This is a genomic window from Bradyrhizobium sp. SZCCHNR1053 (assembly GCF_032381235.1).
Lineage (GTDB): Bacteria > Pseudomonadota > Alphaproteobacteria > Rhizobiales > Xanthobacteraceae > Bradyrhizobium.
This window is the reverse complement of record NZ_JAUHJM010000008.1, coordinates 233,923-258,224: the sequence shown is the minus strand read 5'-3', so window position 1 is coordinate 258,224 and position 24,302 is coordinate 233,923. Positions and strand designations below refer to the sequence as shown.

23 protein-coding genes and 1 tRNA gene are annotated in these 24,302 nt (G+C 66.4%); 9 read left to right on the top strand and 15 right to left on the bottom strand.

Annotated features, from left to right (window positions below; genetic code table 11):
* Positions 1-20: 20 nt before the first annotated feature.
* Positions 21-1,241, top strand: a complete 1,221-nt coding sequence (locus tag QX051_RS20250) for a ubiquinone biosynthesis hydroxylase (RefSeq protein WP_315777329.1) — start codon at positions 21-23, stop codon at positions 1,239-1,241.
* A gap of 3 nt (positions 1,242-1,244) precedes the next feature.
* Here the strand turns inward: QX051_RS20250 and QX051_RS20245 are convergent, their stop codons facing one another.
* Genes QX051_RS20245 through QX051_RS20235 form a run of 3 tightly spaced genes read right to left on the bottom strand, consistent with a single transcriptional unit; the run spans position 1,245 to position 2,974 of the window.
* On the bottom strand, positions 1,245-2,174 hold the full coding sequence (locus QX051_RS20245) for an alpha/beta hydrolase (protein WP_315777328.1): 930 nt from the start codon (positions 2,172-2,174) through the stop codon (positions 1,245-1,247).
* Between the two features lie 3 nt (positions 2,175-2,177).
* Complete coding sequence (locus tag QX051_RS20240; protein WP_006613415.1) at positions 2,178-2,375, bottom strand: Trm112 family protein; 198 nt, start codon at positions 2,373-2,375, stop codon at positions 2,178-2,180.
* A gap of 56 nt (positions 2,376-2,431) precedes the next feature.
* Positions 2,432-2,974 (bottom strand): TetR/AcrR family transcriptional regulator, encoded by a 543-nt coding sequence (locus QX051_RS20235; protein WP_315770603.1) that lies wholly within the window; start codon positions 2,972-2,974, stop codon positions 2,432-2,434.
* A 90-nt stretch (positions 2,975-3,064) separates the two neighbouring features.
* Between QX051_RS20235 and QX051_RS20230 the strand changes: the two genes are divergently transcribed.
* The 3 genes from QX051_RS20230 to QX051_RS20220 all read left to right on the top strand — a co-directional run bounded on the left by QX051_RS20230 (position 3,065) and on the right by QX051_RS20220 (position 4,900).
* Entirely contained in the window at positions 3,065-3,415 is a 351-nt protein-coding gene (locus tag QX051_RS20230; protein WP_315777327.1) for a hypothetical protein, read from the top strand.
* A 346-nt stretch (positions 3,416-3,761) separates the two neighbouring features.
* Positions 3,762-4,058 carry a cupredoxin domain-containing protein gene (locus tag QX051_RS20225; RefSeq protein WP_315740640.1) on the top strand — a complete coding sequence of 99 codons (297 nt, stop codon included), beginning with the start codon at positions 3,762-3,764 and terminating at the stop codon, positions 4,056-4,058.
* 11 nt (positions 4,059-4,069) lie between these two features.
* Positions 4,070-4,900 (top strand): FTR1 family protein, encoded by an 831-nt coding sequence (locus QX051_RS20220; protein ID WP_315758703.1) that lies wholly within the window; start codon positions 4,070-4,072, stop codon positions 4,898-4,900.
* Here QX051_RS20220 and QX051_RS20215 read toward each other — a convergent pair whose 3' ends face one another.
* Both QX051_RS20215 and trxA read right to left on the bottom strand, forming a co-directional pair.
* A complete protein-coding gene (locus tag QX051_RS20215) occupies positions 4,901-5,575 on the bottom strand; it encodes an LON peptidase substrate-binding domain-containing protein (RefSeq protein ID WP_315715855.1) in 675 nt (224 codons plus the stop codon).
* 48 nt (positions 5,576-5,623) lie between these two features.
* Positions 5,624-6,544 (bottom strand): thioredoxin, encoded by a 921-nt coding sequence (trxA, locus tag QX051_RS20210; RefSeq protein ID WP_315740642.1) that lies wholly within the window; start codon positions 6,542-6,544, stop codon positions 5,624-5,626.
* Positions 6,545-6,832: 288 nt separating this feature from the next.
* Between trxA and QX051_RS20205 the strand changes: the two genes are divergently transcribed.
* Positions 6,833-6,907, top strand: a tRNA-Gly gene (locus tag QX051_RS20205).
* A 37-nt stretch (positions 6,908-6,944) separates the two neighbouring features.
* Here QX051_RS20205 and QX051_RS20200 read toward each other — a convergent pair.
* The 3 genes from QX051_RS20200 to QX051_RS20190 all read right to left on the bottom strand — a co-directional run bounded on the left by QX051_RS20200 (position 6,945) and on the right by QX051_RS20190 (position 11,243).
* Complete coding sequence (locus QX051_RS20200; protein WP_315777326.1) at positions 6,945-8,378, bottom strand: caspase domain-containing protein; 1,434 nt, start codon at positions 8,376-8,378, stop codon at positions 6,945-6,947.
* Positions 8,379-8,496: 118 nt separating this feature from the next.
* Positions 8,497-9,801 (bottom strand): nicotinate phosphoribosyltransferase, encoded by a 1,305-nt coding sequence (gene pncB, locus QX051_RS20195; protein ID WP_315758706.1) that lies wholly within the window; start codon positions 9,799-9,801, stop codon positions 8,497-8,499.
* Between the two features lie 95 nt (positions 9,802-9,896).
* Complete coding sequence (locus QX051_RS20190) at positions 9,897-11,243, bottom strand: amidase (RefSeq protein WP_315777325.1); 1,347 nt, start codon at positions 11,241-11,243, stop codon at positions 9,897-9,899.
* 384 nt (positions 11,244-11,627) lie between these two features.
* Here QX051_RS20190 and QX051_RS20185 point away from each other — a divergent pair, with 384 nt between their 5' ends.
* Together QX051_RS20185 and QX051_RS20180 are read left to right on the top strand one after the other, a co-directional pair.
* The gene (locus tag QX051_RS20185) at positions 11,628-12,905 is read left to right on the top strand and encodes a PQQ-dependent sugar dehydrogenase (protein WP_315777324.1); all 1,278 of its coding nucleotides are present in this window, start codon (positions 11,628-11,630) and stop codon (positions 12,903-12,905) included.
* 179 nt (positions 12,906-13,084) lie between these two features.
* Entirely contained in the window at positions 13,085-13,660 is a 576-nt protein-coding gene (locus QX051_RS20180) for a c-type cytochrome (protein ID WP_315777323.1), read from the top strand.
* A gap of 250 nt (positions 13,661-13,910) precedes the next feature.
* On the opposite strand, the gene panE is transcribed toward QX051_RS20180, so the two are convergent.
* The 5 genes from panE to QX051_RS20155 all read right to left on the bottom strand — a co-directional run bounded on the left by panE (position 13,911) and on the right by QX051_RS20155 (position 18,547).
* Positions 13,911-14,834, bottom strand: a complete 924-nt coding sequence (panE, locus tag QX051_RS20175; RefSeq protein WP_315777322.1) for a 2-dehydropantoate 2-reductase — start codon at positions 14,832-14,834, stop codon at positions 13,911-13,913.
* 116 nt (positions 14,835-14,950) lie between these two features.
* The gene (locus QX051_RS20170; protein ID WP_315777321.1) at positions 14,951-15,688 is read right to left on the bottom strand and encodes an SDR family oxidoreductase; all 738 of its coding nucleotides are present in this window, start codon (positions 15,686-15,688) and stop codon (positions 14,951-14,953) included.
* A 108-nt stretch (positions 15,689-15,796) separates the two neighbouring features.
* Entirely contained in the window at positions 15,797-16,405 is a 609-nt protein-coding gene (locus tag QX051_RS20165) for a 2-hydroxychromene-2-carboxylate isomerase (RefSeq protein ID WP_315777320.1), read from the bottom strand.
* Positions 16,406-16,509: 104 nt separating this feature from the next.
* A complete protein-coding gene (locus QX051_RS20160; protein WP_315777349.1) occupies positions 16,510-17,808 on the bottom strand; it encodes an MATE family efflux transporter in 1,299 nt (432 codons plus the stop codon).
* Positions 17,809-17,974: 166 nt separating this feature from the next.
* Entirely contained in the window at positions 17,975-18,547 is a 573-nt protein-coding gene (locus QX051_RS20155) for a DUF2239 family protein (RefSeq protein WP_315777319.1), read from the bottom strand.
* Positions 18,548-18,711: 164 nt separating this feature from the next.
* Here QX051_RS20155 and QX051_RS20150 point away from each other — a divergent pair, with 164 nt between their 5' ends.
* The gene (locus tag QX051_RS20150; protein WP_315777318.1) at positions 18,712-19,377 is read left to right on the top strand and encodes a glutathione S-transferase; all 666 of its coding nucleotides are present in this window, start codon (positions 18,712-18,714) and stop codon (positions 19,375-19,377) included.
* A 3-nt stretch (positions 19,378-19,380) separates the two neighbouring features.
* Here the strand turns inward: QX051_RS20150 and QX051_RS20145 are convergent, their stop codons facing one another.
* Positions 19,381-20,787 carry a serine hydrolase gene (locus QX051_RS20145; protein WP_315777317.1) on the bottom strand — a complete coding sequence of 469 codons (1,407 nt, stop codon included), beginning with the start codon at positions 20,785-20,787 and terminating at the stop codon, positions 19,381-19,383.
* A gap of 167 nt (positions 20,788-20,954) precedes the next feature.
* Positions 20,955-22,661: a gamma-glutamyltransferase gene (gene ggt / locus QX051_RS20140; RefSeq protein WP_315777316.1), complete on the bottom strand. Its 1,707-nt coding sequence runs from the start codon at positions 22,659-22,661 to the stop codon at positions 20,955-20,957.
* A gap of 169 nt (positions 22,662-22,830) precedes the next feature.
* Here ggt and QX051_RS20135 point away from each other — a divergent pair, with 169 nt between their 5' ends.
* Positions 22,831-24,234 (top strand): MFS transporter, encoded by a 1,404-nt coding sequence (locus tag QX051_RS20135; RefSeq protein WP_315777315.1) that lies wholly within the window; start codon positions 22,831-22,833, stop codon positions 24,232-24,234.
* Positions 24,235-24,302 lie beyond the last annotated feature (68 nt).

Genomic DNA, 24,302 nt, shown 5'->3' with positions numbered 1-24,302 from the left:
GTAACCGTGAGCAGGGCGGCATGACGACACAGCGAAGCATTGTCATTTGTGGCGGGGCGTTTGCCGGCCTGGCGCTGGCGTTGGCGCTCCGTCAGGGGCTTGGGCCCGAGGTGCCGGTGATCGTGGCCGATCCGGCGCTGGCGAACCGGCCGAGCCGCGATCCGCGCGCCAGCGCCATCGTCGCGGCCTGCCGCAAGCTGTTTGACGCGATCGGGGTCTGGGCCGATGTCGCGCCCGAGGCGCAGCCGATCCTCGACATGGTCATCACCGACTCCAAGCCCGAGGATGCGATCCGCCCGGCGTTCCTGACCTTTGCGGGCCAGGTCGAGGCCGGCGAGCCGTTCGCGCACATGGTCGAGAACCGGCTCTTGATCGACGCGCTGGTCCGGCATGCGGAGGCCGCAGGCGTCGAGCTCAAGGCGATGCCGGTGACCGGCTTTGCGACGCGGGCCGACGGCATCGCGGTGACTCTGGGCGACGGCAGCCAGCTCGACGCGAGCCTGCTGGTTGCTGCTGACGGCGCGCGCTCGAAGCTGCGCGAGCGCGCGGGCATCCAGACCCATGGCTGGGACTATGACCAGTCCGGCATCGTCGTGACCATCGGTCACGAGCGCGACCATGGCGGCCGCGCCGAGGAGCATTTCCTTCCGCCCGGACCATTCGCGATCCTGCCGCTGACCGGCAAGCGCTCCTCGCTGGTGTGGACCGAGCGGCGCGACGAGGCGAAGCGCCTCGTCGCGCTCAGCGCGGATGAATTCCAGGCCGAGCTGGAGAAGCGCGCCGGCCTGCATCTCGGCGAGTTGAAGGTGCTCGACCAGCCGCGCGCGTTTCCGCTGTCCTACTTCGTCGCCCGCTCGTTCATCGCGCCGCGGCTGGCGCTGGTCGGCGACGCCGCCCATGTGATCCACCCCATCGCGGGGCAGGGGCTCAACATGGGGCTGAAGGACGTCGCCGCACTGGCCGAGGTCGTGGTCGATGCGGCAAGAGTGGGAATCGACCCGGGGCAGGTCGATGTCCTCGAGCGCTATCAGCGCTGGCGCCGCTTCGACACGATGGCGATGGGCGTCGCCACCAACTCGCTGAACTTCCTGTTCTCCAATAAATCGACGCTGTTGCGGGCCGTGCGCGACATCGGCCTTGGGATCGTCGATCGCGCGCCGCCGTTGAAGGAGCTGTTCATCAAGCAGGCCGCGGGGCTCACCGGCGAGATGCCGCGGCTGCTGAAGGGCGAGGCGCTTTGAGGTTCAGCGCGGGCCTGCGGCGGCGATGAAACCGGCGACGGCGTCGATCATGTCGGGGTCGAGCGGGCGGTCTGGATCGTTGTAGGAGGCGAGGTTCTCGTCCTCGTTGGCGACGTCGACCAGAACGTGGTTCATCTCCGGCAGCCACAGCGACTTGGCGGCCGGTGCGGCGGCGGCGAGCGCGACCATGTCGAGGCGTGCGATCTGGTGGTCGCGGGCGCCGCCGACGATCAGGATCGGGATCGTGAGCTGCTTGAGCGGATCGATCGGATCCTCGGCGAAGGCGGAGCCGATGCTGGGCTGCATGCTCGGGGCGATCGGCAGCTCGGGCGGTGGCGGGTCCACGATCTGCCCGGCCATGATGGCATCGATCGCCTTGGCGACCGGCTCCATCTTCGCGGCCGGCAGCTTCTTCTCGAACTGCGCCTTCAGCAGATCGCCCTGCCGCCGCGCCGACGACGCGAGCAGGACGAGACGGTCGACCGGGGTGCGACGGGCGGTGAGGATGGCGACCAGGCCGCCCTCGCTGTGGCCGACCAGGACGATCCGGGCGAACTTGCCGCGCAGGAAGTCGACCAGCGCGGCGGCGTCCCCGACATAATCCTTGAAGCGGAAGTCTTCCGGGCGGCCGAACTCCGCCTTCCAGCCGCGCGCGCCGCGCTTGTCGTAGCGCAGGCTGGCGATGCCCTGGGCGGCGAGCCGCTCGGCGAGCTTCTTCAAGGTCGCCGGCTTGAGCTGCGGCCCATTGCCGTCCCGGTCCGTCGACCCGGAGCCGGCGATCAGCAGCGCCACCGGAGGGCGCTCGACGCCCGCTGGCGTGGTCAAGACGGCGTCGAGTGCGCCAACGCGGACGGCGCTCTCCTCGGCCGAGACCACCGAGGTGAGGGCCATCAGCGCCACGGCGAGTGCGCAGCGGATCACGACGGGCCGCATCGGTCAGTCGATCTTCCGCGCTTCCTCCGGCAGCATGATCGGGATGCCGTCGCGGATCGGGTAGGCGAGCTTCGCCGACCGCGAGACCAGCTCCTGCTTCGCCGCGTCGTATTCCAGCGGGCCCTTGGTCATCGGGCAGACCAGGATCTCGAGCAGCTTGGGATCGACGGAATTGGCGGGGCGTTCGAGCGGGGCGTTCATGGCAAGGGTCTCCGGCGGGCGCCTCTGTAGCATATCGTCCGCCTGGTTGTCGTCCTTCAAGGCTTGTGCAGGGCGATCCGGATCAGCTCCTCGATGACCGTGTCCAGTTGCTGGGCCGGCAACGGCCGATCCGACAGCGCGTGGCCGAGGAAGGCCCAGTACAGCACCTGGGCGCGTGCGTGCGCGATCGCCGGCATCAGTCCTTCGGCTGAAAGCAGGCTCTCGACATAGCCCAGCCGGCGTCTGTCGATGGCCTGGACGGCCTGGCGCGCGGCGGGGTCGGATCCGGCCCAGCTGCGCACGGCGCGCTCCAGGGTGAGTCTGACGGTGAACGCGCGCCGGAGGAGCACGGCAATCGCCGGCTGGTCGCCGGCGCTCGCCTCCACCCCGGTGATGATCTGCTCGGCCGCAATCTCCCGCCACTTTTTGAGGAGGGCGGCGTGAAACGCGGCCACATCGGCGAAATGCCAGTAGAAGCTGCCGCGTGACACGCCCATGGCTTTCGCCAGCGGCTCCGCCTTCAGCGCGGTGAAGCCCCGGGTGGCCAGCACCTTCAATCCCTGTGTCAGCCAATCGTCCGCAGAGAGCTGATCGGTCATGTCGTCACCATCAGGACGACCATACATAACTGTATTGACGGCCGCCAGGGCTTCGTGCATCTTCCATACATAACTGTATGGAGGCGTGCCATGCGCGATGCGCTGCTCGTAACCGCGGGGCTCATGGCGATCACCGTCGCCGTGATCCATGGCGTGTTCGGCGAGACGATGGTGTTCGCGCGTGCCACCATCTCGCCGGAGCGGTTGCGAACCCTGCTGCGGCTGGTCTGGCAAACGGGCACGGTGGCGTGGATCGGCTGTGGCGTGCTGCTCACGGCCGCCCCGCGAATGGCGTCGGAGTCGGCGCGGCATTGGACGGTGGTCACGGTCATCGTCGTGTTCACCTTCGCTGCAGGCGCCAATGCGCTGGCGACGCGCGCGCGGCATTTCGGCTGGATCATGCTCGCCGGCGTGGTCCTCCTCGCCATCGCCGGCTACTGACGCTGCGAATCCGGTCGACATCGCCGCGGCACAAACTCGGCGAGATGACGGCATTGCGACGCTTTGCAACCGCTGCATCGCCTTAACTGCCGTTCGGCCGCACTCCGTTCACCGCGGGGCCACTGCCACGACACATTCGCCAAGAATGGTTCTAACTTAGAAGGAGTCTCTTTGCAGACACGGCGGCGAGCCGCTTAGCTGTTCGTCGTCGCGAACGGGTGCCCGGCGTCGACATCGATCCGGGCGCGCAACCGTTCTCCGATTTGCTTGTCGGGATAGGAGAGGGGACGGATCGATGTTGGTCGACGTGGTGCGGAAGTTGGTCGTCGTAGGTGGAAGCGTCGGCATGCTGCTGATGGCAGCGCAGGCGCACGCCGGGGAATCGAACGAGATCTGCCTCACCTATGCCAATGGTCAATTCGAGCCCAAGGAGCCGACCGTTCCTGCCGACGCGCCGCTGACGATCCGCGTCAAGAACATGGAGAGCAAGGCCATCGAGTTCGAGAGCGAGACCCTGAAGGTCGAGAAGGTGATCGCGGCCAACAGCGAGGCGGTGCTCAACGTCCGCGCCATGAAGTCCGGGCGGTACGAGTTCTATAACGACTTCAACGAAAAGGCCCGCGGCTTCGTCAACGTCCAATAGGTCCAGATCCCATGCTCGCCGCCCTGATCATCGTCTTCCGCGAAGTGTTCGAAGCCGGCCTGATCGTCGGCATCGTGCTCGCCGTCACCAGCGCGGTCCCGCATCGCCTGCGCTGGATCGGCGCGGGGCTGTTTGCCGGCCTGGTCGGCGCATGCATCGTCGCGGCGTTCGCGGGCACGCTGACTCAGCTATTCGAAGGCATGGGACAGGAATTGTTCAATGCAGGGGTCCTGTCGGCTGCCGTGATCATGCTGACCTGGCACAATGTCTGGATGGCCCGGCACGGCCGCGAGATGAGCAACGAGTTGCGGACGATGGGCCAAGCGGTGGCCGAAGGCGCCAAGCCGCTGGTCGCGCTGGCGACCGTGATCGCCATCGCCGTGTTGCGCGAGGGCAGCGAGGTCGCGCTGTTTCTCTATGGCGTGGCGGCCTCCGGTGACGGCGGCGGGCGGGCGCTGCTCGGTGGCGGCGTCCTCGGCCTGCTGCTCGGCGTCGCCGTCTGTCTCGCGACCTATCTGGGTCTGATGCGCATCCCGCCGCGCGCGCTGTTCAAGACCACCACCGTGCTGATCACCCTGCTGTCGGCGGGAATGGCCGCGCAGGCGGTGTTCTTTCTCGCGCGCGCCAACTGGCTGACATCGTTCGACCAGGTGGTGTGGGATTCGAGCGCGGTTCTGCCCGAGCGTGGCGTCGCCGGACGGACCCTCAAGGCCCTGATCGGCTATACGGATCAGCCCACCGCGATGCAGCTCGCAGTTTACATCGGGGTGATCCTCGCCACCATCGCGCTGATGCGTCTCACGGCGGCGCCGCCAGCGCCGCGTGCGGCCGCCGCCGAATGATCATTGCAGCGGCGGATCACCCGAGGTCCGCTTCTTGGCGAGATCCATCTCGGTCACGGCGATGAGGATTTCGGCGCGGGTCTTCAGGTCCGGCGCCTCGAGCATCGCCTGCTTCTCCGCCGGACCGTAGGGCGACATCATCGCCAGCGCGTTCACGAGCGCTTCGTTCGGCGCCGCTTCGATGCCGGCCCAGTCGACCTTGAGATTGTTCGCCTTGAGGAAGTCGGTGAGCACCGCGAGCAGCGCCTCGCGGTCGACCGCGTCCTCACCCTTGCGCGCCGTGAAATCATCGACGAACGGGAAATAATCGACCTTGCACTGCCGATAGGGCGTGAGCACCGTCATTTCCTCGACCACCTTGAAGCGGGACACGCCGGTGAGCTCGAGGATGTAGCGGCCATCGCCGGACTCGGCGAGCTGCGTGATCCGGCCGACGCAGCCGACCTTGAACAGCACCGGCCGCTCCTCGCTGGAGGAATGCGTGACGTCGGGCTGGATCATGCCAATGAGCCGATGGCCGTCGCGAAGCGCATCGTCGACCATCGCGAGATAGCGCGGCTCGAAAATGTTGAGCGGCATTTGGCCGCGCGGCAGCAGCAAGGCTCCCGCCAATGGAAACACCGGAACGATCTCCGGCAGCTCGGCGGGACCGCGATATTCGGCATTGATCGGCATGCGATACCTCGTGTCCGCTGGAACGAGCGCGCGTCCCGTCCAGCCGGGTTACGAAAACAGGATCGTCGACAGCCGCTTGCGGCCCTCGATGGTGGCCTCGTCTGCGCCGCCCCAGGCTTCGAAGAACTGCACGAGCTGCTTGCGCGCGCCGTCGTCGTTCCATTTGCGGTCGCGCTTCACGATCTCGAGCAGCTGGTCGGTGGCTTCCTTCCGCTTGCCCGCGGCGTTCAGCGCCGTCGCCAGGTCAAAACGCGCCTGGTGGTCGAGCGGATTGGCGGCGACCTTCTGTTCGAGCTCGCCGACCGGCCCGAGCGACTGGGCTTGCTCGGCCAGATCGATCGCGGCCTGCACGGCGGAGACCGCCGAATCGCTACGCTTGGCGTCCGGGACCATCGCAAGCGTCTGCTTGGCCTCGTCGATCGCGCCGAGCTCGACCTGGCACTTCGCAAGCCCGGCGATCGCCGGGATGTTGGCGGCATCGACCGCGAGCACCTCGGCATAGATCTCGGCCGCGCCAGCCGCATCGCCCTCGGCGAGTGCGGCTTCGGCTTCCTTGAGGATTTCGGCGATGTCGGGCTCGCCGACGCCCGGAACGCCCTTGGTGATCTTTTCGATGAAGGCGGCGACCTGGCTCTCGGGCACGGCACCCATGAAGCCATCGGCGGGCCGTCCGCCGACGAACGCGATCACGGCCGGAATCGACTGGATCCCCATCTGGCCGGGAATGGCCGGATGCTCGTCGATGTTCATCTTGACCAGCTTGACCTTGCCGTTGGCGGCCTTGACGGCCTTTTCCAGGATGGGCGTCAGCTGCTTGCACGGTCCGCACCACGGCGCCCAGAAGTCGATGAGGACCGGCTGCCGCTTCGATTCCTCGATGACGTCCTTCACGAAGCTCTGCGTCGTGGTGTCCTTGATCAGATCCGGCACCTGCGGCGCCGCTCCGCCGCCCTGCTCAACAATGGTCACGGGGTCCCTCGTCCGAAAAATTCCGATGGACGGCGACCGGGAACCGGCCGCCGCCGCGCCTCAATACACGTTTTCTCTCACTTTAAGTGGCGGTCCAGCTGGAAATTTCAATCAGCGCCCATCGCGGCCCGGTGATGGGCAGGTTTGGGCCCGGTTCGGCCGGCCCCGACCGCAAAAATTTGAACGTCGTCGGCGTACGAAACCTGTCGCAGACCTGTTGCATTCGTCCGCGGCATTTGGCATAGGTCTGCCCGTCGCTGGCGGCCACGCCGCCAAGGCGTCACGGATGCGGGTGTAGCTCAGTGGTAGAGCACGACCTTGCCAAGGTCGGGGTCGAGGGTTCGAACCCCTTCGCCCGCTCCAAAAATTCCGCTCCGTTCCCCTCTCGCCTTATGCCTCATCATTTCGTCGGCGGGGATTTGTCCCAGGCCGCGAGTGCGTCGGCGAATACCCGATCTCCACTGGGACCTTTGCCGATGGCGAGGATGCCCCGGCGCTGGTTCGCATAGACGACCGGGATGTCGAACCATTCGCGCCGTGCGAGGAGTTCCTCGTTGCGCGCGCGATCGGCCTCGACGTTGGACAAGCCCACCAGGAATGAACCTTCGGTGATCTTGACGGAAAGCCCGGCAAGCGGCGTCCCGCGCGACTTCTCATCCGTCTTCATCAGCATTCCCGGGACGCTGCTGATGCCGCCACCGACGAAGTCGGCAGCGGGCCTGAATGTGAGCTCGGCGACATGGCTGGCCGGCAGGCTGGGATCGTCGTTGCGGCGCAGCTGCAGGCTGACCTTCAGCTTGCGCTCGGGAATGTCGATCTCGCCACGGATCACCGGCATGAGCCGTCCTGATTGTGCGTTCTTGACCGTCTCGGTCCGCCAGGTGATCGAGCCGGAATAGCGCCTACCCTTGGGGTCAGAGAGATCCTCATCATACAGCACGGCAAGTCCGGGCGTCCGCGCATCTGCCGCGTCGGACGAGGCGGTCGGGCTCGAAACGGGAGCGCTGCTCCGGGCGGCGTCAGGGCCGGCCGGCTGCGTCGGCTTCGCGGCGGCGGCGCTCAGTTGAGCGCCGCTGTCTATCGACGTGAACATCACGAGCGGCCGCTGCGCTCCGCTGGTGGCGCGCTCCACCGCGGCGTCGGTCTGGTTGAGGATCTCGATCAGACGTTGGCCAGGCTGCTGGAGCGCCTCTGCAAGGGCTGCGGCGAACACGCCGTGGCCGTCCGGGCCGCGCTGTCCTGCCGTCCCGGCCTGTGCGGCAAAGGAGATCACGGTCCGTGCGGAAACGTCGACCGGGACGAGGCCGGCGGCAAGTCCGGCGATGCCGCGCCCGGCGAACGGATTGGAGCGGAAGGCGTCGAGAATGATCACGTTCTGCCGGGGGGTCGATCCGCCCAGCTCGCGCAGAATCGCAGTCAGGTCGCGCAGCTCGGTGTTGAGATCCGCAGCTGTCGCCGGTGCCGCGTCGACCGGGACGAGATAATCGGCGCCGCCCAGGTTGAGCCCATAGCCGGCATAATAGATCAGCGCGACGTCGGCGTCGGCGATCCTGCCCTTGAACTCGGCAAGCGCGCGATCGAAGCCTCGCCTGTCGAGGTCGATCTGCGCGGCACCGCCGCTCAGGGTGAAGCCAAGCCGCGACAGGCTGTCGGCGATCAGCCGGGCATCCGCCGCCGGCTCGTCCAGCAGCGGCGCGCGCTCGTGAATGGAGTTGCCGATCACCAGCGCCACGCGCTTGTCGGCGGCAGCGGGCCCGGTCGAGATCAGGAACGCACCGACGACAAGGATGGCTGCAGATAGTAGCTGTCCAACTCGGCCGATCACCCGACGCATGCCAACGATCTCCTGTCACCCGATCTGCGCGCTTGTGCGACGATTTTACCGCATTTCGAACAAAACAGGAACAAGAAACGTGGCAGGAAAGAGAAATCGCCGTGGGCTGTCGGGCGGCCTAGACGACCACCGGCGTGCGCACCCGGCCGGCATCGCCGAACACGCGGAGATAACGGGCGATCTCGGCGGGATCGCCGGTCGCCTTCTCCGGGTTGTCGGACAGCTTCACGGCGGGATGCCCGTCTGCCGACGTCACCTTGCAGACCAGCGAGATCGGATCGAGGTCGACCGAGCCGTCCGGCGAGCAGCCGACGAAATCGTTGGTCAGGTTGGTGCCCCAGCCGAACGACAGCCGCACCTGATCGGAGAATCGATGATGGAGCTGCTCGATCGATTCGACGTCCATCGCGTCGGAGAACACGAGCAGCTTCTGCTTGGGATCGCGCCCCTTCGATTTCCACCAGGCGATGATCTCCTCGCCGGCCTGGATCGGCGGCGCGCTGTCGGGACGGAAGCCGGTCCAGTCGGCGACCCAGTCGGGTGCGTCGCGCAGGAAGGCCTTGGTCCCGAACGCGTCGGGCAGCGCGATCAGCAGGTTGCCTGCGTAGGTCTGCCGCCACTGGTCGAGAATGCGATACGGCGCGAAGCGCAGCTCGTCATCGTCCTTGGCGAGCGCCGCCGCGACCATCGGCAGCTCATGGGCGTTGGTGCCGATGGCTTCGAGATCGTTGTCCATCGCCAGCAGCACGTTGGAGGTGCCGGTGAACGACGAGCCGAGACCTTCCTTGACGGCCTCGACGCACCAGCGCTGCCACAGGAAGCCGTGGCGGCGGCGGGTGCCGAAATCCGACAGCCGCAGCCCCTCGAGCTTGCGCAGCCGCTCCACTTTGGCCCACAGCTTGGCCTTGGCGCGGGCGAACAGCACGTCGAGCGCGAACCGGCCCTGTCCCTTCATGGCCTGGCGCGAGCGCAGCTCGTTGACGATCGCGAGCGCCGGGATTTCCCACATCGTGGTGTGGGTCCAGGGTCCGTGGAAATGCAGCTCGTACTGGCCCTCCGACTTGCGCAGTTCGTATTCGGGCAGGCGGAAATTGGCGAGCCAGGCGATGAACTCCGGCGAGAACATGTGGGTCTTGCCGTAGAAGGTGTTGCCGGCCAGCCAGATCAGCTCCTTCTTGGCGAAGCGGATGGTGCGGGCGTGATCGAGCTGCGCTCGCAATTCGCCTTCGTCGATGACGTCGCCGAGCCGCACCCGCCGGGTCCGGTTGATGACCGAGAAGGTCACCTGCTGACTCGGGTAGAACTCCCGAATCATCTGCAGCATCAACAACTTGTAAAAATCGGTGTCGAGCAGGCTGCGCACGATCGGATCGAGGCGCCAACCGTGATTATAGGTTCTGCTCGCGATGTCTGTGACTGTCATGTGATCGTTTTACAGCGCTGGCCGCAAACCCGCCACTGGGCTTGTCGCAGGAGGCCCTCGTGGCGCAGCGGCATCCTTGCTCGGGTTCGTGGCGGCTATTTGCGCGCCAGGAGCGGCACGCCGGGATCGAACGCCAGCACCGCTTCGGCCCATTTCGCGACGCGGAGCACATGGAGGTCGTTGCGATAGGGGCCGGCGATCTGTACGCCCAGCGGCAGGCCGTTGTTGCCCAACCCGGCCGGCAAGGAGACTGCCGGCGCTCCGACGAAGGTCCAGGGCGCGCAATATTCGGCGTCTCCGGTCCAATCCAAGCCGCGCGGCGCTTCGCCGAACGCCGGCAAGGTGAGCACTGCGTCGAAGCCGTCGAGCTCAGCGGCGAGCGCCTTCTGCCTTAAGGCCTGGGCCGCCTTCGCGGCGAGATATTCCATGGCCGTCTTGCTTCGCCCGCTCTCGACGTGGCCCTTCATGACCTCGCTGACCCGGTCGGGATGGCGCGCGATCAGATCGGAGAAGATCGTGGTCGCCTCGCTGAGCATGATCGTGGTGATCGCATGCCAGTTCACCGCGTCGAGCTCTCTCAGTTCGACCTCGATGATCGTCGCACCGGCGCTGCGCAGCTTGTCGATGACGGACTCGAATACGGTCTTCTGCTCCGCCTCGGCGCGCTCCCATTTGGCGAAGCGCACCGCCGCGAGCCGTGGCGTGCGGTGCGGCGTGAGGCCCTGGTCGATGCCGACGGTGAAGCCCGGCAGCGGCCGGCCGTGGCGATCATCTGCGCTGGTGCCGGCGAGCAACGAGAGGGCGAAGGCCACGTCGTCGACGCGGCGGGCGAAGAAGCCGACATGGTCGAGCGACGGGCTAAGCGGATGCACGCCGTCGCGTGGAATCGCGCCGAAGCTCGGCTTGAAGCCGACGACGCCGTTGAAGGCCGCCGGTCGGATCACCGAGCCGAGTGTCTGTGTTCCCAGTGCCAGCGGCACGAGGCCGGCCGCAACCGCGGCGGCTGATCCGGACGATGAGCCGCCCGGTGTGTGCTCGGGGTTCCATGGATTGACGGTCGGACCGGGATGACGCCAGGCGAATTCAGTGGAGACCGTCTTGCCGAAGATGGTTGCGCCGAGATTGCGCAGCCGTTCGACCACCCAGGCGTCCGCATCCGGCACGTGATCGCGATAGATTTGCGAGCCGTTGGTGGTCGGCATGTCCGAGGTGGCGATGATGTCCTTGATGGCGACGGGAATTCCACCGAGCGGGCCGGTCTTTGGAGCGACATCCCGCGGCAGATATTCGAATGCTTTCAGCTGCGGTTCGATCGCCTGCGTCTTCTTCAGGCATTCTTCACCATAGGCGATGGCCGCTGCGGGGTCGGCTGCGAACCGCCGCAGCAAGTCGAGGACGCCGGCACCGGCCTTCGGTGTGGACACAGGGAAACGCTCGGACATTCATCGATCCTGTCGACTTGATCTCGTTGCCGGGCGGTGAACGGCCGCAGCGTGTTGTTCCGATCCTATCGGCTGTTCAAGCATACGCCAATCGTCCGGCCGATCGGCGCATATGAATACAGCGCATGGCGGCAGGCCCGTGCCGCGTGGCGGACAATCGCCGATGCGGCGCAGGCACGCGCACGGACATGCGCATCTGGCATGACATGAGTGGAGCGGCATCATTTGAGCCTCGCGCGAACCTGGCAGCAATCCGCTTCTCACCCGCTCAGGATGTGCTACCATTTTCGAGCAGGACCACTGATGTGGTCGGCCAAAGGACGTCTTCAGATACGTTCCGATAAGTAGACGCAGCCACATGAGCTGCCTCATGGGAGTGAAGCGATGACATCGGCTTTTCACCGAAGCATTCTTGCGCTTGCAACAATAGGTCTCCTCGCCGGCACCAGCATCGCCGGCGCGCAGCAGCAATCCGATCAGGGGAAGGGCCTGAAGAAATACGAATCCGGCACCAAGGAGTTCTGGACGCATCCGCCGGACGACTGGTTCCTCGGCGACGAGACCGAGGCGCAGAAGGGGCTGGCGCCGCCGTCGGGCCCGCCGACTGGCGCGTCCGATGCCGAGCTCGCGAAGATCGTCAAGCAGGTGAAGCTGCCGGACGGCTTCAAGATGGAGGTCTGGGCCTCGGGCGTGCTCGCCGCGCGGCAGATGGCCTGGGGCGACAAGGGCACGCTGTTCGTCGGCTCGTTCGGGCTCGGCAACGTCTATGCCATCACCGACAAGGGCGGCAAACGCGAGGTCAAGACGGTCCTCAAGGGCCTGAACATGCCGACCGGCCTCGCCTTCCAGGATGGCAATCTCTACGTGATCGCGGTCGACAAGCTGATCAAATACGAGAATGCCGAAGCCAGTCTCGACAATCTCGGCCAGGGCAAGGTCGTCTACGACGACATGCCGTCCTATGCGGCGCATGGCTGGAAATACATCGCGGTCGACAAGGAAGGCTGGTTCTATATCCCGTTTGGACCGCCCTTCAACATCGGCATCCCGCCGACGTCAGTCTCGCAGATCCGCCGAGTCGATCCGCGCACCGGCAATGCCGAGATCTATGCGCTCGGCGTCCGCAACAGCGTCGGCGGCGACGTCGACCCGCGCACCGGCAAATACTGGTTCACCGAGAATGCGCGCGACTGGGTCAGCGACGATCTGCCGAGCGACAAGCTCAACATGATCTCGAAGATCGGCGAGCATTTCGGCTATCCCTATTGCCACCAGGGTGACCTGCCGGATCCGAAATTCGCGATGGGTCACAAGTGCTCGGAGTTCACACCGCCAGTGCTGAACCTCGGTCCGCACGTGGCGCCGCTCGGCATGAAGTTTTACACCGGCGACCAGTTCCCGGCGGAGTACAAGAACAACATCCTGATCGCCGAGCACGGCTCCTGGAACCGGCACAAGTACCAGGGCGCACGGATCATGCGCGTTATCGTCGGCCCCGACGGCAAGGACCCCAAGCAGGAGGTGTTCGCCTCCGGCTGGCTCGAGGGCGACCAGGGCTATCTCGGCCGTCCCGACGACATCATCCTCGCCAAGGACGGCTCGATCCTGGTGGCGGACGACTGGGCCGGCGCGATCTATCGCATCAGCTACGAGAAGAAATGAGCTCGTCGTGAAAGCGGGGCTGCGCGCTGCCTTACGGCGGCCGCAGCCCCAACTATTTTGAATGTCGCGCGTTGATCAAGGACGACGTGCCGCACCCGGTCGCGGGCTTCGGGCATCGTCCGCGCGCCAAAGCAATGATGGGAGTGAGAACGCCTGCGATGAATCCAGGGACCTCCAGAATGCACCAGGTGATGGCCGCCGCGCTGATGCTCATGCTTGCGGCGCCTCCGGCCGACGCCGCCGATATCGAAGCGGGCAAGGCCAAGGCCGAGCTCTGCGTCGGCTGCCACGGCGAGAACGGCATCTCGCAGACCGAGAACATTCCTTCGCTCGCCGGCCAGCAGGATCAGTTCATCCAGTGGCAGCTCGTGTTCTTCCGCGCCGGCACGCGCAAGAACGAGGCGATGAAGCCGATCGTCGATCAGCTCACCAACGAGGACATCCGCAACCTCGGCGCCTATTTCGCCTCGCTGCAGCCGGCCAAGGCGCCGCCGGACAACGATCCGGATCTGTCGGCCAAAGGCGCGCAAGCCGCCGCCGGCCGGCGCTGTGCCTCATGCCATCTCGACAGCTATGCCGGCACCAAGGGCGTGGCGCGGCTCGCCGGCCAGCGCGAGGAATATCTCGTCAAGGCGCTGCACGACTACAAATCCGGCCAGCGCGTCGGCGGCAGCCAGGCCGCGATGACCGATGTTGCCTATCCGCTAAGCGACGAAGAGATCACGGCGCTGGCGCATTATCTGGCGCATCTGTAGTTGCTGGTGATGGGATGGGGTCTCGCGCCACACCCACAGCTGTCGTCCCGGACAAGCCTGCCGACGCGAAGCGTAGGCGGGCGCCGATCCGGGACCCATACCGCGGAGTCCATCGAGGGACTTCGCTGCGAGTTGCCTGCCTCACCACGGCCGCGGAGTATGGGTCCCTGCGTTCGCAGGGACGACACCTGTACTTGCCGCGGGACTGTGCCTGATCAACCTGAATCGCCTGATTATCCGGCCACTGCGGTCAACTTTGCCGCTGCGCCTCGTACACCTTGAGCTGCGTGTAGGATATGCGCAGGCGCGGCACCGGGACCTTGGCGGCATCGGCGCGGGCGACGAGATCGCCGATGACGTGATCGGCCTCGACCGGCAGGCCGGCGCTGAGATCGCGGAACATCGAGGCGGTCATCGGTGATCCCTCCGCGGTGAGCATGCCGGAGACGCGCTGGAAGAACGCGCCGGCTGGGGGATAGCCTGCGGCCGCAGCGGTGGCGCTGCATTCGTCGAGCATGCCGAGCAGGAAGTCCTTGCCGCCCGGCGCGGTCAGGATCACGCCGACCGGCGCACGCATCAATGTGGTCGATGCAGCGAGCGAGGACAGGAACACCCACTTCTCCCACATGTCCTGCATGACGTGGTCGCTGGCCGACGCATTGAAATTCCCGCGCTGGAAAATCTCGAAGATCGCGCGGACGCGGTCCGACGATCCGCCGTCGCGCTCGCCGAAGCTCAGCGATTGCATCGGCTGCAACTGCACGACCTCGCGCTGCTCGTTCAGGGTCGCGGCGATGGCGCAGAGCCCGCCGAGCACGCGCGCGCGCCCGAACCTGGCGTCGAGCACGTCGAGATGCTTCATGCCGTTGAGCAGCGGGATGATCGCGGTGTTCGGACCCACGGCCGGCGCGAACGAGGTGATCGCGTCGTCGAGGTCGTAGGCCTTGCAGCTCAGCAGCACGACGTCGAAGTGCTGCTTCAGAGTGTCCGCCTGTACGGTCGGCGGATTGGGGAGGGTGACGTCACCGGTCGGACTGCGGATCACGAGGCCGGCACTGGCGAGTTGAGCCGCGCGGCGCGGGCGGACCAGGAAGGTGACATCGGCGCCGGACTGCAGCAGCCGGCCGCCGAAATAGCCGCCGATGGCGCCGGCGCCGACGACGAGAATACGCATGGGTAGGTCCTCTCTCTCAGCGAGGTCTCATCATGCAGGAGCGAATAGCGAATGGCGAGTAGCGAATGGGGATGGCCACCATGCCCTACTCGCTACTCCCTGTTCGCCATCGCTTCTCACCATTTCTCGCCAGACGGACGGATCTCCATTTCGAAGGTCCAGGCGCTCTTCGGCTGCTGGTAGAGCTGCCAATAGGCACCCGCGACCGAGGCCGGCGGCATCAGCAGGTCGGGATTGTCCAGCGCCTCCTTGCCCCAGAGTTGGGCGCGGCGCTCGCGCACCCAGGCGGTATCGACGCCGGAATCGATGATCAGGTGGGCGACATGGATGTTCTGCGGCATCAGCTCGCGCGCCATCGCCTGCGCCACCGCGCGCAGGCCGAACTTGGCCGAAGCGAAGGCGGCATAGCCGGAGCCGCCGCGCAGCGAGGCGGTGGCGCCGGTGAAGAAGATCTTGCCGCCGCCACGGGGCAGCATCAGCCGGGCGGCCTCGCGCCCGGTGACGAAGCCGGCCCAGCACGCCATCTCCCAGACCTTGCGGAACACGCGGTCCGTCGTCTCGAGGATCGGGAAATTGACGTTGGCGCCGACATTGAAGATCACGACCTCGAGCGGCGCATGCCTGTCGGCGTCGTTGAGGAAGGCGGTGGTCTCGTCCTCCTTGCGGGCATCGAGCGAGCGCGCCACGATCCGCCCGCCAGCGGCCTCGACCTCCGCGACCAGCGGCGCGAGCTTCTCGCCATTGCGCCGGCCGGCGAACACCGTGAAGCCTTCGGACGCGAATTTCTTGACGATCTCGGCGCCGATGTAGTCGCCGGCCCCGACGACCGCGACGGTAGCGTTGCGCTGTTGCATGCTTGCTCTCCCGATCTCACTCCAGCCTCATTGCGAGGAGCGAAGCGACGAAGCAATCCAGCCTTGCTTTGCGGCGGGATCGCGTTGCTGCGCTCGCGATGACGGCGATCACTTGCCCAGGATGTATTCCTCGACATCGCGCAGCTGCTCCTTGCCGAAGAACATCTCATTGCCGACGAAGAAGGTCGGCGAGCCGAACGCGCCGCGCTCGACCGCGCGCTGGGTGTTCTCCACGAGCTTCGCCTTCACCTCGGGCTCCTGGGCGCGGGCGAACAGCTTGGCCCCGTCGAGCCCGGACGATGTGATCGCGGCGATCGCGATCTCGGGATCGTCCATCTTCTTCGGCTCGCGCCACATGTGGTGGAATGCCGCGTCGACATAGGCCTCGAACACGCCCTCGAGCTGGGCCGCGATCGCCGCGCGCATCAGGTTCAGTGTATTCACCGGGAAGTACGGGTTCCAGACCCAGGGCTGCACCTGATAGCGCTTGAGGAAGCGCTGGGTCTCGACCTCGTGGAATTCACGCTTGTTCTTGATGCCGGCGAGTGACTCGGCCGGTGACTTGTTGTTGGTCGCCTTGAAGATGCCGCCGAGCAGCACCGGGACATAATAGAACTGGACGCCGATCCGTTTCACGATCGCCGGGATCGCCTCATGGCTCAGATAGGCGTTGGGACTGCCGAAGTCGAACATGAATTCTGGCGCAGGACGGCTCATGGGCGGTCTCCTCGGTTTTTCACATTGTGGTCCAGCGCAGCAGCTCCGTCCAGGGTTTTATGACGGTCATCATATTCCAGCGGCCGGAAGACGCCGGTGGTGCGTCAGATCATCCGGCGCACCGTCCGCTTGCGCCACACCAGGAGATAATAGCTCATCTGCAGCAGCATCATCGCGGCGAACGTGATGGGATAGGCGAGCCAGACGCCGTCGAGCCCGATGCTGCGGCTGAGCCAGGTGGCGGCGGGCACCTCGATCGCGGCGATCGCAAACGCCGAGATCGCCAGCGGCATCCACACGGTCCCGGAGGCGCGCATCGCCGACGAGAACGTGATGGACATGCCGAACAGCACGGAGCTCCACAGCACGATGTGCAGCGAATGCTGCGCCACCTCGATGACGGCAGGGTCGGTGATGAAGAGTCCCATCAGCACCCGTGAGAACAGATAGCCGATCGCGACCAGGCCGCCGGTCAGCACCACGTTCATCTCGATGCCCGTGCGCACGATGTCGCCGATCTGCTCGGCCTGGCCGCGGCCGATCGCCTGGGCGCCGAAGATCGAGACCGAGATCGCGATCGACAGCGCCGGAAACTGCACATAGCCGAGCACCTGATTGACCGCGCCATAGGCCGCCGTCGCGTCCGAGCCGAAGCCGTTGACGAGGCCAATCAGCACCATCTCGGCCAGCGACATCACGATCATGCCGATCGCGGCGGGGATGCCGAGCCGCAGTACGGCCCGCAACAGTTTCGGATCAGGCAGCATGCCCCGCAGGAATGCCGCATCGATCGCCAGCGGATGCTTGCGACGGCGCAGATGGACATGGAGCCAGGCCAGCGTCGTCAACGTCGAGATCGCCGAGGCCCAGGCGGCGCTGGCGACGCCGAGTACGGGCGCGCCGAGCCAGCCGCGGATGAAGACCGGGGTGAGCACCAGCCCGAGCGTGGTCGATGCGGCGAGCGAGGCCAGCGGCGTCACGGTGTCGCCGACGCCGCGCATCTGCGACGACAGCAGGATGTAGGCGAAGGTCAGCGGCATCGTGATCATCATGATGCGGGCATAGCCCGCGGCTGCATCAAGGATGTTGGCGGGCGTGGCGAGCGCGGTCAGCAATTGGCGGCTGAACACGCCGCCCAATACCGCGATCAGGCCGCCGAGCAGCAGCGCAATGGTCAGCGTCGTGCCGGCGACCTGCTTCACCTTCGCGGGCTCACCGGCGCCCCAGGCCTGGCCGATCAGAACGCCGGCACCTGAGCCGAGGCCCATGACGAAGGAGACGAAGAAGAACATCGCCGGGAAGAACACCGAGACCGCGGCGAGCGCATCGACGCCGATCATCTGGCCGAGATAGACGTTGTTGATGGTGCCGAACAGCGACTGCAGGATGTTGCTCAGCATCATCGGAACGACGAACGTCAGGAACGGCTTGCGCAGCGAGGCGGTTGGCGGCGACACGGCATGTTTCTCCGTCGACCGCTCTTCATTCGGAGTACGGTCGCGTTGCGAGGAATTGGAATGAGAGCCGCCGCGAACGGCCGCTCTCATTGGCCGTTGAAATCAGCCGATCTCACTCGGCGCGGTGGCGGTGCGCGAGCGCGACGGCGTGGTCGCGGATGTCGGCCGGCCAGTCCGCGATCAAGGCAGCGAAGCGGCCGAGATCGCCGGCGAACAGCGCCCGCGACGCCTCCTCGAACTGCGGCAGGTTGCTGCCGATCCCGGACATGAAATGATAGGCCGCATCGCGTGCCTCACGGGCGCGGTCGGTGTCGCCGCTGGCACGGCGGGCGTCGTGGACCAGCTTGCGCAGTGCGACCGAGGCGCCGCCCGGCTGCGCGTTCAGCCAGTCCCAGTGCTGCGGCAGCAAGGTCACCTCGCGGGCCACGACCCCGAGCTTCGGCCGGCCGCGGCCACGCGGCTCGGTCGGCCCTTGGTTCGCCGCCGCGCCGGCTTCGACCGGCAGGCGCGCCAGGATCTCCCGGTCGCTGCCGCGCAGATCGAGGTCGATCGGCTGTCCGGTGCGGTCGCTGAAAATCACGATCGGCTCGGTGCCCGGCGCGGCGTGTTTCAGCACCAGTGCCACCTTGGGCAGCGGCCCGGCGGCAACCCGGGTTTGGCCGGCAAATGCGGTGAAGGTGTTCATATCGGCAGTCCCATGTGATAACCCTAATAAAACCCGGGTGAAATTAAAGTCAATATTACCCGGGTAATTATTTCATGCCGGGGTGAGGATCCCGGCGCCTCGCCGAACCCTTCCTGTCCTGCTACGGAACGGCGCCCGCCACCCGATCCGTCCCTGGAAACCCCATGCTGACCGTTCACCACCTCAACAATTCCCGCTCGCAACGCGTGCTCTGGTTGCTCGAGGAGCTCGGCGTGCCCTATGAGATCATCCGCTACGAGCGCCAGCCCGACATGCGGGCGCCGAAGGAGCTGCGCGCCATCCACCCGCTCGGCAAGTCGCCTGTCATCACCGACAACGGCAACACCGTCGCGGAGTCCGGTGCCATCGTCGAATATCTGATCGAGACCTACGGCAATGGCCGCCTGATCCCGCCGCCGAAGACACCGGAGCGGCTGCGCTATTCCTATTGGCTGCATTACGCCGAGGGCTCGGCGATGCCGCTGCTGCTGCTGAAGCTGCTGTTCAACATCATGCCGAAGCGCGCGCCGGCGCTGCTCCGTCCGATCGTGCGCAAGGTGTCGAACCAGGCCTTGAGCACGCTGGTCAATCCGCAGCTGAAGCAACACATGGCGTTCTGGGAAAGCGAGCTGCAGAAAAGCGAGTGGTTCGCCGGCGATTCGTTCACCGCGGCCGACATCCAGATGAGCTTCCCGCTGCAGGCGGCGGCATCGCGCGGCGGCCTGGAGCAGGGCCATCCGCGCGCGATGGATTTCCTCGCGCGCATCGAGTCGCGGCCTGCCTACAAGATCGCGCTGGAGAAGGGCGGGCCCTACGAGGTCGGCCGCTGAGCGCTATTTTGTGGCCGTCGCCGGCGCCGCGGTCGCCGCAATCACCTCGCGCACCAGCCGGGCGACGCCCTTGATGTCGCCGTTCGGATCCACGGAATCGCCGAGCCGGACCACGACCATGCGCTGGCTCGGCATGATCACCAACCGCTGGCCGAGCAGGCCGAAGGCGAAGAACGCGTCCGGCGGAATTCCCGCGCGGGCACGTCCCTGCGCGTGAAAATGCTGGCTGCGGTTGGTCCACAGCCCGGCGCCGTAGTCGGTGTCCAGCGTCGCAGTTGCCGACATCGCGACCCAGCCTTCCGGGAGAATGCGCCGGTCGCCGACGACGCCGTCGCCGAGATAGAGCAGTCCGAGCTTCGCCCAGTCGCGCGCGCTCGCCAGCATGTTGCCGTAGCCCTGAACGGTCCCGCTCCCATCGTATTGCAGCGTCGCGCTGCGCATGCCGAGCGGGTTGAACAGCTCGCGCCAGGCCAGCTCGATGGTCTGCTCCGGTCCCCCGGCGGCGTCGCGGATGATGCGCGCCAGGATCTGGGCGCTCGCGCTCGAATAGGCCCAGCGCTGGCCGGGCGGCGCGATCAACGGCGCATGCACCGCGAACGCCGCCATGTCGCGGTGGATGTCCATCTGGCTCGACGGATCGAAGCCGGAATTGGTCTCGTCCAGCGCCAGGCCTGATGTCATGCGCATCAACTGCTCGATCGTGATGTCGTGGCGCGGATCTCTGGCCTCGCGCCACTCCGCGACCGGCGCCGGGATCGACGGGCTCAGCTTGCCCTGCCGGGTGAGGATGCCCAGCAGCGCATTGGTGACCGTCTTGGTCATCGAGAAGCCCACAAGTGGCGTATCGACGCCGATGCTCGGCGCATAGCGCTCTGCGATCAGGTGACCGTCCTTGACGACGACGACCGCCTTGGTGCGGCGGAACGGCGGGTTGGCCGGCTCCTCGAAGGCGTGATCGAGCGCCGCCTTCAGCGCGGGATCGCTGGGCTCCACCGCCGTGTTTTCCGCGAAGTCGGGCAGGGCGGGAGCAGGCCCCGCAGCACGCAGCACAGCGACGTCGGTGTGCGGCAGGTAAGGCGGCTTCTGGCCCTGGAGCGTCACGCAACCGAGGCCGTCGTGAAACGAGGCGCGGGTGGCGTGCAGGCCGAGCAGCGACGCCTCGACCAGGCGCATGTCGGGCTCCACCCGGTAGCGCATCACGGCCCGCAACCGGCGCAGACCGGGCCGTTCCATGGTCTCCGCAAACACCGTTTGCGGATCGAGGCCGGAGACGTAGGTCTTGGCGCAGATCATCTCGGCGACCGCGCTGGTCGCGACGCGCAGCGCCCGGTCAGGCCGATAGGTGAGCCATCCCGCCACCAGCAGGGCCGCAAATACCAGCAGACCGACCACGAATCTTCGCAAATGCACCAGAACGTCCGACACCGTCTCGCGGGCGAGCCTCGCTGCGCCCTGGTATACTTCTAACGCGCCTCGGTCACCACGCCAACGGAGGGAAGCGGGTGAAGGGCCCCGCCGGGCGGCGGCAAATCGTCATCCGGGGCCACGATGTCCGACATCGCCTGGGAACCGGCGCCTCAGCGCCCGGCTGCGGTGGCGCCCTTGCTGCGCGGATCCGGCGCGCCGACGAATCCATCGGACGTCACCAGGATGGAGTTGGCCGAGGTCCGTCCCATCGGCTCCTCGATCTTGTGACCTCGGGCGCGTAGACCGGCGAGCACGTCATCGGCAAAACCCTTCTCGATTCGGACCTCGTCGGGCATCCATTGGTGATGCAGGCGAGGCGCGGTGACGGCCTGTCGGACGTCCATCCGATAGTCGAGCACGTTGACGGTCACCTGCAGCACGGTCGAGATGATGCGGCTGCCGCCCGGGGAGCCCGTGACGAGCACGGGCTTGCCGTCCTTCAGCACGATGGTCGGCGACATCGACGACAGCGGCCGCTTGCCGGGGCCGGGCAGATTGGCTTCGAAGCCGACCAGGCCGAAGGCGTTGGAGGCGCCGGGCGCGGCGGTAAAATCGTCGAGCTCGTTGTTGAGCAGCACGCCGGTGCCCTCGGCGACGAGGCCGACGCCATAGGGGAAGTTCAGCGTGTAGGTGTTGCTGACGGCATTGCCGTCATTGTCGACGACCGAGAAATGCGTGGTGTTGCTGCCCTCCCGCAGCGGCGTGGTGTTGAGCACGTCGCCGGCGCTGGTGGCGTGCGCGGGATCGATCCCGGCGCGCTGGCGCGCGGCATAGTCCTTCGACAACATCGCGCGCACCGGCGCGTCGACGAAGGCGGGGTCGCCGAGATAGCGCGCACGATCGGCATAGGCACGCTTCATTGCCTCGATCAGCAGATGCAGCGACGCGGGCGAGCCCTGCTTCAGCTCAGCGAGCGGAAAGCCTTCGAGGATGTTCAGCATCTCGACCAGCACGGTGCCGCCCGACGACGGCAGCGGCATCGACACGATGTCATAGCCGCGATAGGTGCCGCGCACCGGCGTGCGCAGCACCGGCTGGTAGGATTTGAGATCGTCCGCTGTCATGATGCCGCCGGCATCCTGGATCGCCTTGGCGAGTTGGTCGGCGACCGGCCCTTCATAAAATCCGCGCGGGCCCTGCTCGGCAATGGCGGTGAGCGTCGCCGCCAGATCGCGCTGGATCAGCCGGTCTCCTTCCCTCAGCACCGTGCCGTCGGGACGAATGAAGATCGCGGCCGACGATTTCCATTTGGCCAGCCGCGGCGCCATCATCGGCAGGGTGACGGCAACGTCGTCGGTGACCGGGATGCCGTCGCGCGCCAGCACGATCGCCGGATGCAGCAACTGCGCCAGCGTGAATTTGCCCGAGCCGTATTTCTCCAGCGCCAGCGCGAGACCTGCGACCGATCCGGGCACGCCGATCGACAGCGCGGAGTCGCGCGACTTGGCATTGTCGGGCTTGCCATCGGCGCCGAGGAAGATGTCGCGCGTGATGGCAGCGGGGCCGGTCTCGCGATAGTCGATCGCCACGTCCTCGTTGGTCCTGGCGATGTGAATGACCATGAAGCCGCCACCGCCGATGTTGCCGGCAACGGGATAGGTGACCGCCATCGCAAAGCCGGTGGCAACGGCGGCATCGACTGCGTTGCCGCCGAGCGCGAGGATGCGCTGGCCGACTTCGGCTGCGATCCTCTCCTGTGCCACCACCATGCCATGCGCGGGCGGCTGCGCCGGCGCGGCGACACCGGGTGGCTGCGGGATGTCGATGGCTTGCGAATCCAGCGCCCGCGCCGGCAGGCAGCCGGCCAGCAACGCCATGAAACCCGCAAGGAGCCGTCGTCGATCAATCGTGAACGTGGTCATCGCAATTCCGCCGTTGCTGACATCCGCCTGGGATCGTCAGATGTTATAGGGCCGCGTCGCCGGCGTAAAACGCGACACCGTGATCGTCGCAGGATGCGACGCCGTGATCGCAAAGGATCTTCGAATGGCCGTCACCACGATCGAGACCTCTGGCACTGCCGACGGCCGAATCTATCCCGGGCGCGCGGCCGTCGTCAGCTGGATCTTCTTCGATTGGGCGGCGCAGCCCTATTTCACGCTGATCACGACCTTCGTCTTCGCGCCCTATTTCGCGGCGCATGTCGCGCCGGACGCCGCGAGCGGCCAGGCGCTGTGGGGCTTTGCGACCGCCGCGGCCGGCATCGTCATCGCGCTGCTGTCACCGGTGTTCGGCGCCATCGCCGATGCCACCGGCCGCCGCAAGCCATGGATCGCGGCGTTCGGCGCGATGCTGGTGATCGGCGCCTCGCTGATGTGGATCGGGCGTCCCGGCGCGCCGGAGCTGATCCCGCCGCTGCTCGCGGTCTATGTGATCGCCACCATTGGAGTCGAGTTCGCCACGGTGTTCAACAACGCGATGATGCCGACCTTGGTGCCGCCGGAACGCATCGGCCGGCTATCCGGCACCGGATGGGCCACCGGCTATGTCGGCGGCATCCTCTCGCTCGTCATCGTGCTCGGCTTTCTCGCCGCCAATCCCGATAGCGGCCGCACGCTGTTTGGATTCAAGCCGCTGTTCGGGCTCGATCCGGTGAGCCATGAAGGCGACCGCATCTCCGGTCCGCTGACCGGGCTCTGGTTCATCGTGTTCGTGCTGCCGATGTTCCTGTTCACGCCGGACTTTCCGGCGCGGCACCGGTTGGGCGCGGCCGTGCGCGAAGGCATCGGTCAGTTGAAGGAGACATTGCGCAGCCTGCCGCAGCAACGTGACGTTGCGTTCTTTCTCCTCGCCAACATGATCTACACCGATGGGCTGGTGTCGCTGTTCGCGTTCGGCGGCATCTATGCCGCCGGCACGTTCGGCTGGAACACGATCCAGATCGGCACCTTCGGCATCATCCTCGCCGCTGCCGGCACGTTCGGCGGCTGGCTCGGCGGCAAGCTCGATGATTTTCTTGGGCCGAAGCGCGTGATCGCCGGCAGCATGACCTTGCTGCTGCTCGCGATCATCGCGATTCTCATGGTGAGCCGCGAGTCGATTCTGTTCATTCCGGTCACGCCGGCTGCGCCCGGCGGCCCGCTGTTCGCCTCGCTGCCGGAGCGCGCCTACCTGCTGCTCGGCTGCATCATCGGCGCCTGCGGCGCGCCGCTGCAGGCGGCCTCGCGCTCGCTGCTGATCCGCATGGTGCCGAAGGAGCACGTGGCGCAGTATTTCGGTCTGTTCGCGCTCACCGGCAAGGTGACGTCGTTCATCGGCCCGCTGCTGATCGGCACCATCACCGCGGTCACCGCGAGCCAGAAGGCCGGCATGGCCGTGCTCGTGCCGTTCTTTGCGGTGGGGCTGGTGTTGCTGGCGCGGGTCAACTCAGACCGTCATGCCCGGGCTTGACCCGGGCATCCATCCCGCTTCGACAGGCTCTTCTTTAGACGATGGATTGCCGGGTCAAGCCCGGCAAT

Coding starts and splice junctions, on each gene's coding strand:
- QX051_RS20250 (WP_315777329.1), top strand. CDS start 21: ATGACGACACAGCGAAGCATTGTCATTTGTGGCGGGGCGTTTGCCGGC.
- QX051_RS20245 (WP_315777328.1), bottom strand. CDS start 2,174: ATGCGGCCCGTCGTGATCCGCTGCGCACTCGCCGTGGCGCTGATGGCC.
- QX051_RS20240 (WP_006613415.1), bottom strand. CDS start 2,375: ATGAACGCCCCGCTCGAACGCCCCGCCAATTCCGTCGATCCCAAGCTG.
- QX051_RS20235 (WP_315770603.1), bottom strand. CDS start 2,974: ATGACCGATCAGCTCTCTGCGGACGATTGGCTGACACAGGGATTGAAG.
- QX051_RS20230 (WP_315777327.1), top strand. CDS start 3,065: ATGCGCGATGCGCTGCTCGTAACCGCGGGGCTCATGGCGATCACCGTC.
- QX051_RS20225 (WP_315740640.1), top strand. CDS start 3,762: ATGCTGCTGATGGCAGCGCAGGCGCACGCCGGGGAATCGAACGAGATC.
- QX051_RS20220 (WP_315758703.1), top strand. CDS start 4,070: ATGCTCGCCGCCCTGATCATCGTCTTCCGCGAAGTGTTCGAAGCCGGC.
- QX051_RS20215 (WP_315715855.1), bottom strand. CDS start 5,575: ATGCCGATCAATGCCGAATATCGCGGTCCCGCCGAGCTGCCGGAGATC.
- QX051_RS20200 (WP_315777326.1), bottom strand. CDS start 8,378: ATGCGTCGGGTGATCGGCCGAGTTGGACAGCTACTATCTGCAGCCATC.
- pncB (WP_315758706.1), bottom strand. CDS start 9,801: ATGACAGTCACAGACATCGCGAGCAGAACCTATAATCACGGTTGGCGC.
- QX051_RS20190 (WP_315777325.1), bottom strand. CDS start 11,243: ATGTCCGAGCGTTTCCCTGTGTCCACACCGAAGGCCGGTGCCGGCGTC.
- QX051_RS20185 (WP_315777324.1), top strand. CDS start 11,628: ATGACATCGGCTTTTCACCGAAGCATTCTTGCGCTTGCAACAATAGGT.
- QX051_RS20180 (WP_315777323.1), top strand. CDS start 13,085: ATGCACCAGGTGATGGCCGCCGCGCTGATGCTCATGCTTGCGGCGCCT.
- panE (WP_315777322.1), bottom strand. CDS start 14,834: ATGCGTATTCTCGTCGTCGGCGCCGGCGCCATCGGCGGCTATTTCGGC.
- QX051_RS20170 (WP_315777321.1), bottom strand. CDS start 15,688: ATGCAACAGCGCAACGCTACCGTCGCGGTCGTCGGGGCCGGCGACTAC.
- QX051_RS20165 (WP_315777320.1), bottom strand. CDS start 16,405: ATGAGCCGTCCTGCGCCAGAATTCATGTTCGACTTCGGCAGTCCCAAC.
- QX051_RS20160 (WP_315777349.1), bottom strand. CDS start 17,808: ATGATGCTGAGCAACATCCTGCAGTCGCTGTTCGGCACCATCAACAAC.
- QX051_RS20155 (WP_315777319.1), bottom strand. CDS start 18,547: ATGAACACCTTCACCGCATTTGCCGGCCAAACCCGGGTTGCCGCCGGG.
- QX051_RS20150 (WP_315777318.1), top strand. CDS start 18,712: ATGCTGACCGTTCACCACCTCAACAATTCCCGCTCGCAACGCGTGCTC.
- ggt (WP_315777316.1), bottom strand. CDS start 22,661: ATGGCGTTGCTGGCCGGCTGCCTGCCGGCGCGGGCGCTGGATTCGCAA.
- QX051_RS20135 (WP_315777315.1), top strand. CDS start 22,831: ATGGCCGTCACCACGATCGAGACCTCTGGCACTGCCGACGGCCGAATC.